The following is an 8,741-nucleotide window of genomic DNA, read 5'->3' as shown; positions in this document are numbered from 1 at the left end:
CCACGCGGCAGGCCCGCACCCGGCGGACGCCCCGGTCCTGCGCGCCTGGGCCGTCCTGCCCGCCTGGGCGAGGGACGAGGCCCCGATGCCGTACGCGCGCACGCTGTGCCACGGTGACCCCCACCTGGGCCAGCCGGTGCGGACGCGGGACGGCGACTGGCTGCTCATCGACATCGACGACCTGGGCCTGGGGGAGCCCGCCTGGGACCTGGCCCGCCCCGCGGCCTGGTTCGCCTGCGGCCTCCTCCCGCCCGACGAGTGGGCCCGCTTCCTCACGGCGTACCAGAAGGCCGATGGTCCGGCCGTTCCCGCGGACAGCGACCCCTGGCCGGCCCTCGACGTCCCGGCCCGCGCCCTGACCGTGCAGACCGCGGCCCTGGCGATCGCCAAGTCGGTCGCGGCGGAGCGCCCGTTGGACGAGGTGGAAACGTCCGTCATCGACGCTTGTGACCGAATGGCCGCACACCCGCCGGAGTTGGCGGGAGAATACGCGACGTAGGGTGCAACCGACCGAAGCCGGGCGGAGTCTGTCCTGGCGGAAGCAGTACCGACCGGCGAGGAGTTGAGCCGAGCATGCAGTGTCCGAAGTGTCACGCGCCGATGCACACGTACAACCGCAATGGCGTCCAGATCGAGCAGTGCAGCGGCTGCCGCGGGATATTTCTCGACTACGGCGAGCTGGAGTCGCTGTCCCGCCTGGAGGGCCAGTACTCGCAGCCCGCGCCGCCGCCCCCCGGTGTCCCGCAGGCGTACCCGTCCGCGGGCGCCCCGCAGGCGTACCCCGCGGCCCCCGCACCCGCCTGGGGTGCTCCGCACGGCGGCCATGGCGGTAACTACGGCCACAACAAGCGTCACAAGAGCTTCGGCCACATGCTCTTCTCCTCCTGACGGACCCGGAGGAACGACGAAGCCCCCGACCGTACGAGACGGCCGGGGGCTTCGGCTGGTGCGCGATACTGGGATTGAACCAGTGACCTCTTCCGTGTCAGGGAAGCGCTCTCCCGCTGAGCTAATCGCGCAGGTGGGACCTGCTGTGGTGCGTAGTGCGTGCGCGATACTGGGATTGAACCAGTGACCTCTTCCGTGTCAGGGAAGCGCTCTCCCGCTGAGCTAATCGCGCGGGATCGGATCTCGCCGAACGTACCGGAAGATCCAGTGGACGATACTGGGATTGAACCAGTGACCTCTTCCGTGTCAGGGAAGCGCTCTCCCGCTGAGCTAATCGTCCTTGGAGGTGGAGACGGGATTTGAACCCGTGTAGACGGCTTTGCAGGCCGTTGCCTCGCCTCTCGGCCACTCCACCAGGAGTGCGGGGGTTCGGGAAGATCCCCCACTTCCTGCGAGCGGACGACCAGGTTCGAACTGGCGACCTCAACCTTGGCAAGGTTGCGCTCTACCAACTGAGCTACGTCCGCTTGTCGTTTCCGGTTCGCGTGCGCGTCCCGGCGACGTGTTGAACTCTAGCGGATTCCGGGGCCAGCACAAAAACGCGTTTGTGCAGCGTGCTGCGCTACGCCCGCTCCAGGACACGGCCAGGGCACCCGCGGGTCACCCGCCATAGACTCACAGCCGTGCACGACCTCCCAGCTCTCGCCCGTTTCGGCAACATCGTCGCGACCGGTCTCCTCGACGTCACCGGCGACCCGGCGGCCCTGGACTCCAGTGGCTTCTGGGCCGTCAGTGCCGACTTCGAGGGGCGGCTGGTCTGTGCCCGTTTCGCGGACGTGCGACGGGAGCCCGTCCCCTCGCCGGTGCCGGGGGAGTGGCACGGTCCGGCCGTCAGTGACTGGACGTCGTCGCTCGACCGCACCGCGTACACGGCCGGTGTCCGGCGCATCCGGGAGCACATCGCGGCCGGCGACGTGTACCAGGCGAACCTCTGCCGGGTCCTGTCCGCGCCGGTCGCGCCCGACGCCGACGTGGACGCGCTGACCGCCCTGCTGGCGCGCGGCAACCCGGCACCGTATGCCGGAACGATTCGCCTGCCCGGTCACGACGTGGAGACAGCGACCGCGTCTCCCGAGCTCTTCCTCCGGGTCAGTGGGGCGGTGGTCGAGTCGGGCCCCATCAAGGGCACCGGGCGGACCGAGGCGGACCTGCTGGAGAAGGACCACGCCGAGAACGTGATGATCGTGGACCTGGTGCGCAACGACCTGGGCAGGGTCTGCGCCACGGGCAGCGTGACCGTGCCCGACCTGTGCGTCGTCGAGAAGCACCCGGGGCTCGTCCACCTCGTCTCCACCGTCCGCGGCGAACTGCGCGAGGGCGCGGGCTGGCCCGAGCTGCTGGCCGCGGCCTTTCCGCCCGGCTCGGTGACCGGTGCGCCGAAGTCCAGCGCCCTGCGGATCATCGAGGCCCTGGAGACAGCGCCACGGGGCCCGTACTGCGGCGGCATCGGCTGGGTCGACGCGGACCGCGGCACCGGAGAGCTGGCCGTCGGCATCCGCACCTTCTGGATCGACCGGGCGGAGGGCGTGCTGCGCTTCGGTTCCGGCGCGGGCATCACCTGGGGTTCGGACCCCGAGCGCGAGTGGGAGGAGACCGAACTGAAGGCCTCGCGACTGCTCGCTGTAGCGTCGGGGGTGTACCCAGGGGCGTACGACGCAAGTGAAGGGACCCACAGGTGAAGCTCTGGCTCGACGGCGGGCTGCAGGACAGCGAATCGGCCCGTGTCTCCGTCTTCGACCACGGGCTGACCGTGGGCGACGGCGTCTTCGAGACCGTGAAGGCGGTCGACGGACGTCCGTTCGCGCTCACCCGCCACCTCGACCGGCTGGCGCGCTCGGCGAGCGGCCTCGGGCTGCCCGAGCCCGACCGCGACGAGGTGCGCCGGGCCTGCGCGGCCGTCCTGGAGGCCAACCCGGTGCCGCTCGGCCGGCTGCGGATCACGTACACAGGGGGCCACGGGCCGCTCGGCTCCGACCGCGGGGAGCACGGACCGACCCTGGTCGTCGCCCTCGGCGAGTCCACCCGGCGTCCCGACTCCACCGCTGTGATCACCGTGCCGTGGACCCGCAACGAGCGCGGCACACTCACGGGCCTCAAGACGACCTCGTACGCCGAGAACGTCGTCGCCCTCGCCCGCGCGCGCGAACAGGGCGCGTCCGAGGCGCTGTTCGCGAACACGGTCGGGCAGCTCTGCGAGGGCACGGGCTCGAACGTCTTCGTCGTCCTCGACGGCGAGATCCACACCCCGCCGGTGGCCTCCGGCTGCCTCGCCGGCATCACCCGGGCCCTCACCGTCGAGTGGACGGGCGCCAGGGAGACCGACCTGCCGCTGGACGTTCTGGAGCGGGCCGACGAGATCTTCCTGACCTCGTCGCTGCGTGATGTGCAGGCCGTGCACCGGGCCGACGGCCGTGAACTGCCGGGCGTACCGGGCCCGGTGACCGCCAAGGTCATGCGGATCTTCTACGAGCGGGCGGGCGACGACCTCGATCCCTGACAGGACCCGTGCACTTAACCGGATGACGTAGGCCTCGCGGACGGGTACAACACCCCTGATGACCACGACCCTGCGGCCGACCGAGCCGCTTCAGCGCGACGCCGACGGGGCGTTGTCACGGCACTACACGGTGTGCGTGAACAGCCGCCCCGTCGGCGGGATACACCTCGCCGCGAACTCCCTCGCCGGGCCGTCCGTCGCCCGGATCCAAGACCTCGGCATCGACGAACCGGACCGCGGACGTGGTCGCGGCACCGTGGCCGCGCTCGCCGCGGAGGAGGTGGCGCGCGGCTGGGGCTGTACGCGGATCGAGGCCTCGGTGCCCGCCACGGCCACGGCCGCACTGCGGCTGACCACGGCCCTCGGTTACGCGCTGCGCAACCGCCACATGGAGAAGCGGCTCGGCGACACGCCACCGGAACTGCCCGCCGGCAGCCTGGGACGCCCCATGACGGAGGCCGAGTTCGGGCCCTGGGAGGAGCGGGCGAAGGAGGAGTACGCCAAGGACTGGATCACCCGCGGAGTGCCCGAGGTCGAGGCCCGCGCCAAGTCCGAACGGGACCACGCCACTTCGCTGCCGGACGGGATCAGCAGCGCGGGCATGGACTTCAGCATCCTGGAACACGAGGGAACGCCGGTCGGCGTGCTGTGGCTGGGCGCGCGCGACGGCTGGTCGTTCGTCTACGAGGTCGAGTCCGACGAGCGCTATCGGGGCCGGGGCCACGGCCGTTCGCTGATGCTCCTGGCGGAGGTGCAGGCGATCGCCGCCGGACACCCCGGCATCCGCCTGAACGTCTTCGACGGGAACGCCCCGGCCGAGCGGCTCTACGAGTCACTCGGCTACGAGACGACCACCTACCACTTCTACAAGAACCTGCTGTAGCCGTACTTCTGCCTCCGGCGGGCGCGGGTGCGGTGATCAGGCCTTCTGCTCGGCCAGGAGCCGGTCCACGATCTCCTCGACGCGCTCGCGCAGCCCCTCCTGGCTCTTGCCGCCGTCGAGCCGCTCGCCGCCGATGACGTACGTCGGGGTGCCGGTCACGCCGATGGCCTTGCCCTCGGCCTGGTCGGCGTCGACGATCAGGATGTGCCGGCCGTCGATGAGGGCGGTGTCGAACTCCTCGGCGTCCAGGCCGAGTTCCCCGGCCACCTCGACCAGGAAGGGTTCTCCCTTACGGTCCAGCTCCTGTACGCGCCCGAGCACCGCCTCGACGTACGGCCAGGCCTGCCCCTGTTCCGCGGCCTCCTCGGCGGCCTGGGCGGCGGCGAAGGCGTGCTTGTGCTTCTCCAGCGGGAAGTGCCGCAGCCGCAGCTCCAGCCGGTCGCCGTAGCGGGCACGCAGTGCGCGCAGGTCGTCGAGGGCGCTGCGGCAGTCCGGGCACTGCAGTTCGCACCAGACGTCCAGGACGGGGGCGGCGGGGCGTGCGGGGGAGGAGTCGCTCATGAGTCTCAGTCTTCCAGCCGAGGCTCCCGCGGCCCAACCGGGACCTTCCGCCACGGGGATCTACCGCCACCGGGACCTTCCGCCCCTGAGCGCACCCCGGACGACTGCTGGTCGCGTACGGACCGGGCCCTGAGGAGGAGCCGACCCGGAGATGTCCCTGAGGTCTGCCCGGACCATGGCATACCGGGCAGCGGGCGGTGCAGGATGGAAGGGACGAATCTGACCTGCTCGCCCCAGCCATGTCTGGAGGACCGGATGATTGCCGAGACCGTCTGTTCCGCTGTCGCCGCGGCCGGCCTGGGCATCGCCGCGGTCACCGCGTACCGCAAGCGTTTCCTCATGGCGGTCCGCCTCACCGCGTACTCGCTGGTCCCCCTCGGTCTGGTGATGACCGGGGCCGTCGAATGGGCGGCGGAGACCGCCTTCAGCCCGATGGCCTGGGCGGGCTTCGGAGTGCTCGGTGGGGCCTGGCTGCTGTTCATGACCTCACGCGCGGTCGAGCGGCGCACCGGCGGGACCCGCAAGGAGCGCAAGGCCGCCCGGGCCGCACAGCGCGAGGCGGTGGCCCCCGCGGCCTCGGCGCCCTCGCTCGGCGCGGCACCGGCCACCCGCCAGGCGACCCGCCCCGCCGCGAAGCCCCGCAAGGCCGAGCAGGGGGAGGACTTCAGCGACATCGAGGCCATCCTGAAGAAGCACGGCATATGAAGCTCTGAAACGACACAGTGATGCGGGCGGTGCCGTGGAGCGCCCGCGTGGGACAAGCACCTATCCCAGATCGTGGACCGCCGTGTCACGGATTTCGGCTAACTCCCCCATAATCCGGGCGTGTTGATCGCGTAGGGCCAGCCCGCTGCGCCATCATCGCCGCGAGATGCTGGACACAACACAGAGCGACACCGCTGCCCCTTCCGAGGAGCCGCGGGGTTGTCTCTTCGCGCTTTCCCAGCCACCGCTGATGATCTTCCTTGCGGTGATCGGCTGTCTGCTGCTCATGGCTTCGCTGCACGATCTGCTGCTGCTCTGAGCCGTACGCGGAGTCCCTGGCGCCACCCGCCGAGGACTCCGTCAGCCCGCCGCCTCCTTGCGACGCGCCCGGTAGGCGGCCACATGCAGACGGTTTCCGCAGGTGCGGCTGTCGCAGTAGCGGCGGGAGCGGTTGCGGGAGAGATCGACGAAGGCGCGCCTGCAGTCCGGTGCCTCACAGCGGCGCAGCCGCTCCTGTTCGCCGGCCACCACGAAGAACGCCAGGGCCATGCCGCCGTCGGCGGCGAGATGGTCGGCGACGGACGCGCCCGGCGCGAAGTAGTGCACGTGCCAGTCGTAGCCGTCGTGATCGGTGAGGCGCGGAGTGGTGCCCGCGGCGGCGACCAGCTCGTTGATGAGCGCGGCGGCGGCCCGGGGATCCGTGGCCGCGAAGATCCCGGCGAAACGCGCCCGGATCTTGCGCACCGCCGAGAGATCGAGCTCGGACAGGGTGCCGACATCGCTGATGTCGTGGTTTCGTACGAAATCGTGCAGGGCTGGGAGGTTCGCGAGCCCGTCCGCCGTGTCGTCCTCCGGTGCGGTGTTCACCAGATCTACCACGGCGTCGAGGGCGCACCGGGTGTCGTGGGTGATCAGCACATTTCGCTCCCTGGCCTGGGGGTCGGGCAGCCGCCCGCCGATGCTGGCCGATGCTAGCCGCTTACCGGCCCGGGGGACGGGCTCGGTCCCGGCGGACGGCCCGTGGGCGCGGGCGGGCGACATCCGCGCGGGACCGCCAAGGGCACACGACCAGGCGCATGCTCAGGCGCCGCCACCATGAACATCCATGGTGGCGGCGCCTGTGCATGCGCCATATGCGGTTGTCTGAGCCCGAGCCGTCTCCCCGAGTGGACGGCGCCGGGCGGCTTGGTGTGGAGTCTCGTCCTAGCTTTCGGCCAGGATGTGCGAGAGCTCCGTGTCGAGATCGAAGTGCCGGTGTTCCGTGCCAGGGGGCACGGCGGCGTCTGTTCGCTTCAGGAACGACTCCAGGGCCCTCGCCGGGGCCTCGAGCAGGGCCTCTCCCTCCGGAGAGCTCAGGGCGATGCACACGACGCCCTGACCGTGGCTGCGCGACGGCCAGACGCGGACGTCGCCGGTGCCGGTGGGCCGGTGCAGGCCCTCGGCCAGAAGGTCGCGGGCGAACACCCACTCGACGGTCTCTTCGGCTCCGGTGTGGAAGGTGGCGTGCACGGCGTAGGGATCGGCCGTGTCATACCGCAGTCCTGCGGGAACAGGCAGTGAGGACTCGCTCGACACAACGAGGCGCAGGTGCAGCTCGCAGCTGACCGTGGTGTTCATAAGCGCCAGGGCCTTTCGCTCAGTGTGCGCTCGGGGATTCGCACGTCGGCGAAATCGACATGCCACCTACGGTGCCGTTGTAAACCCCTCTGAGTGTTTTGCGTGTCTTTAGGTACCTCATCCGGCCGAGTGCTCGTTCGCGGAGTACCACCATTCCGGTGACCGGTTTCCGTCGGGTAGGGTTTGGCCGTATGAATACGGGGAGTGACGAAACGGGGGAGGCCGTCGCGGCGGCCGAAGGAACGAAGAGCGAGCCGGCGCTCGGATCCCGTGCGCCGGAATTCATCAAGGCGCGACGGGCGCTGCACCTGAGCTGGCAGGTGGGCGTGTTCATCGTGGGTCTCGCGGTCGTCGTGGCTGGCGTGATCATGCTGCCGCTGCCCGGACCGGGGTGGCTGGTGATCTTCGGCGGCATGGCGATCTGGGCGACCGAGTTCGTCTGGGCCCAGCTGGTGCTCCGCTGGACGAAGCGCAAGGTGACCGAGGCGACACAGAAGGCGCTCGACCCCAAGGTGCGGCGCCGTAACATCATCCTGACGTCCGTCGGCCTGGTGATCATCGCGGTGCTGGTCGGGATCTACGTCTGGAAGTTCGGCTTCGAGATGCCGTGGAAGATCAAGGAGTAGCGGCCCTCCGCATCCTTCAGCGGCGGTCGGAGGCACCCCCTGACATGGGGTAATCTTCTCCGTGCGCCCGGGCGATTAGCTCAGCGGGAGAGCGCTTCGTTCACACCGAAGAGGTCACTGGTTCGATCCCAGTATCGCCCACCGTGCCGATTGGCGGCCGGGTCCACAGAGCACGTGGACCCGGCCGCCAATCGCCGTTTCGGCCCGTTCTCCCGGCACGCCGAGGGCCCACCACCTGCACCCCGGGCGCGTGGCTGGCTGGAGCGGGCGCTCCGGCACGTGGCCGACCGGAGGGGCCGGGGCGGGCGCCTATCCGGATTCCCCGCAACGGATGTGTGTCCGGGTTCCCCGTATCAGGCACTGGCTGGGACCTCTCGGAAAGGGCACCCGACTGCGACCCCGTGGAATGGGCGCTGGTCCGGGCTTCTTCGGAGTGGGCGCCGGGCTGTGATTCTGAGAGCGGGTGTTGGGCCTGGGCTTCCTGGAGTGGAGGCCGGACCGGGCCGCTCGAAGCTGACGTCCGGCTGTGATTCTGAGAGCGGGCGCTGGGCCCGGGCTTCCCGGAGCGGACGCCGGACCGGGCCGCTCGAAGCCGACGTCCGGCCGTGGTTCTGGGCAGCGGATGTTGGGCCTGGGCTTCCCGGAGCGGACGCCGGGCCCGGCCTCCGAAAAGGACGCCCGGCTGTGATTCTGATGAGCGGACGTTGGACTCCGGCCTCCCGGAGCGGGCGCGGGCCTCGGTTCCCCGCTGAGGGGCGCCAGTCTACGGTTTCATGCGGCGGGCGCCGGATCTGGACCCCGCTGAGGAGACGCCCGGTCATGTTTCCGGGTCGTGTCCCCGGTCGTGGTGTAGCCGATCACGGTCCGTCGCTTCCGCTTTGGAGCCGTCCGGTACGTGCCGCAG

11 protein-coding genes and 6 tRNA genes are annotated in these 8,741 nt (G+C 70.4%); 9 read left to right on the top strand and 8 right to left on the bottom strand.

Annotated features, from left to right (window positions below):
- Both O3Q52_RS42880 and O3Q52_RS42875 read left to right on the top strand, forming a co-directional pair.
- On the top strand, positions 1-499 hold a 499-nt coding region (locus tag O3Q52_RS42880), incomplete at its 5' end, for a phosphotransferase family protein (protein WP_269653946.1).
- A gap of 74 nt (positions 500-573) precedes the next feature.
- On the top strand, positions 574-888 hold the full coding sequence (locus O3Q52_RS42875; RefSeq protein WP_269653945.1) for a zf-TFIIB domain-containing protein: 315 nt from the start codon (positions 574-576) through the stop codon (positions 886-888).
- Between the two features lie 56 nt (positions 889-944).
- Here O3Q52_RS42875 and O3Q52_RS42870 read toward each other — a convergent pair.
- The 5 genes from O3Q52_RS42870 to O3Q52_RS42850 all read right to left on the bottom strand — a co-directional run bounded on the left by O3Q52_RS42870 (position 945) and on the right by O3Q52_RS42850 (position 1,415).
- Positions 945-1,019 (bottom strand) — tRNA-Val (locus O3Q52_RS42870).
- A gap of 29 nt (positions 1,020-1,048) precedes the next feature.
- Positions 1,049-1,120: transfer RNA gene (locus O3Q52_RS42865), tRNA-Val, on the bottom strand.
- A gap of 36 nt (positions 1,121-1,156) precedes the next feature.
- Positions 1,157-1,228 (bottom strand) — tRNA-Val (locus O3Q52_RS42860).
- Position 1,229: 1 nt separating this feature from the next.
- A tRNA-Cys gene (locus tag O3Q52_RS42855) sits at positions 1,230-1,303 on the bottom strand.
- Between the two features lie 39 nt (positions 1,304-1,342).
- Positions 1,343-1,415, bottom strand: a tRNA-Gly gene (locus O3Q52_RS42850).
- 156 nt (positions 1,416-1,571) lie between these two features.
- On the opposite strand from O3Q52_RS42850, the gene O3Q52_RS42845 reads away from it, so the two are divergent.
- Genes O3Q52_RS42845 through O3Q52_RS42835 form a run of 3 tightly spaced genes read left to right on the top strand, consistent with a single transcriptional unit; the run spans position 1,572 to position 4,328 of the window.
- Entirely contained in the window at positions 1,572-2,627 is a 1,056-nt protein-coding gene (locus O3Q52_RS42845) for a chorismate-binding protein (protein WP_269653944.1), read from the top strand.
- Positions 2,624-3,445 carry an aminotransferase class IV gene (locus tag O3Q52_RS42840; protein WP_269653943.1) on the top strand — a complete coding sequence of 274 codons (822 nt, stop codon included), beginning with the start codon at positions 2,624-2,626 and terminating at the stop codon, positions 3,443-3,445. Before O3Q52_RS42845 ends, O3Q52_RS42840 begins: the two co-directional genes overlap by 4 nt.
- Positions 3,446-3,503: 58 nt before the next feature.
- Entirely contained in the window at positions 3,504-4,328 is an 825-nt protein-coding gene (locus O3Q52_RS42835; RefSeq protein ID WP_269653942.1) for a GNAT family N-acetyltransferase, read from the top strand.
- 36 nt (positions 4,329-4,364) lie between these two features.
- Here O3Q52_RS42835 and O3Q52_RS42830 read toward each other — a convergent pair whose 3' ends face one another.
- Entirely contained in the window at positions 4,365-4,889 is a 525-nt protein-coding gene (locus O3Q52_RS42830) for a DsbA family protein (RefSeq protein WP_269653941.1), read from the bottom strand.
- A gap of 255 nt (positions 4,890-5,144) precedes the next feature.
- Here O3Q52_RS42830 and O3Q52_RS42825 point away from each other — a divergent pair, with 255 nt between their 5' ends.
- Both O3Q52_RS42825 and O3Q52_RS42820 read left to right on the top strand, forming a co-directional pair.
- The gene (locus O3Q52_RS42825) at positions 5,145-5,594 is read left to right on the top strand and encodes a hypothetical protein (RefSeq protein ID WP_055618068.1); all 450 of its coding nucleotides are present in this window, start codon (positions 5,145-5,147) and stop codon (positions 5,592-5,594) included.
- 166 nt (positions 5,595-5,760) lie between these two features.
- A complete protein-coding gene (locus O3Q52_RS42820; protein WP_169802000.1) occupies positions 5,761-5,913 on the top strand; it encodes a hypothetical protein in 153 nt (50 codons plus the stop codon).
- A gap of 41 nt (positions 5,914-5,954) precedes the next feature.
- Here the strand turns inward: O3Q52_RS42820 and O3Q52_RS42815 are convergent, their stop codons facing one another.
- Both O3Q52_RS42815 and O3Q52_RS42810 read right to left on the bottom strand, forming a co-directional pair.
- On the bottom strand, positions 5,955-6,512 hold the full coding sequence (locus tag O3Q52_RS42815) for a CGNR zinc finger domain-containing protein (RefSeq protein ID WP_269653940.1): 558 nt from the start codon (positions 6,510-6,512) through the stop codon (positions 5,955-5,957).
- A gap of 285 nt (positions 6,513-6,797) precedes the next feature.
- On the bottom strand, positions 6,798-7,211 hold the full coding sequence (locus O3Q52_RS42810) for an SsgA family sporulation/cell division regulator (protein WP_003959770.1): 414 nt from the start codon (positions 7,209-7,211) through the stop codon (positions 6,798-6,800).
- A gap of 191 nt (positions 7,212-7,402) precedes the next feature.
- On the opposite strand from O3Q52_RS42810, the gene O3Q52_RS42805 reads away from it, so the two are divergent.
- Together O3Q52_RS42805 and O3Q52_RS42800 are read left to right on the top strand one after the other, a co-directional pair.
- On the top strand, positions 7,403-7,837 hold the full coding sequence (locus O3Q52_RS42805) for a TIGR02611 family protein (protein ID WP_055618066.1): 435 nt from the start codon (positions 7,403-7,405) through the stop codon (positions 7,835-7,837).
- Between the two features lie 69 nt (positions 7,838-7,906).
- Positions 7,907-7,978, top strand: a tRNA-Val gene (locus O3Q52_RS42800).
- The last annotated feature ends 763 nt before the right edge of the window (positions 7,979-8,741 follow it).

It is taken from the genome of Streptomyces sp. ActVer (assembly GCF_027270795.1).
Lineage (GTDB): Bacteria > Actinomycetota > Actinomycetes > Streptomycetales > Streptomycetaceae > Streptomyces > Streptomyces umbrinus_A.
Note: the sequence above shows the minus strand (reverse complement) of the source record. Positions and strands in the feature narration are given on the sequence as shown.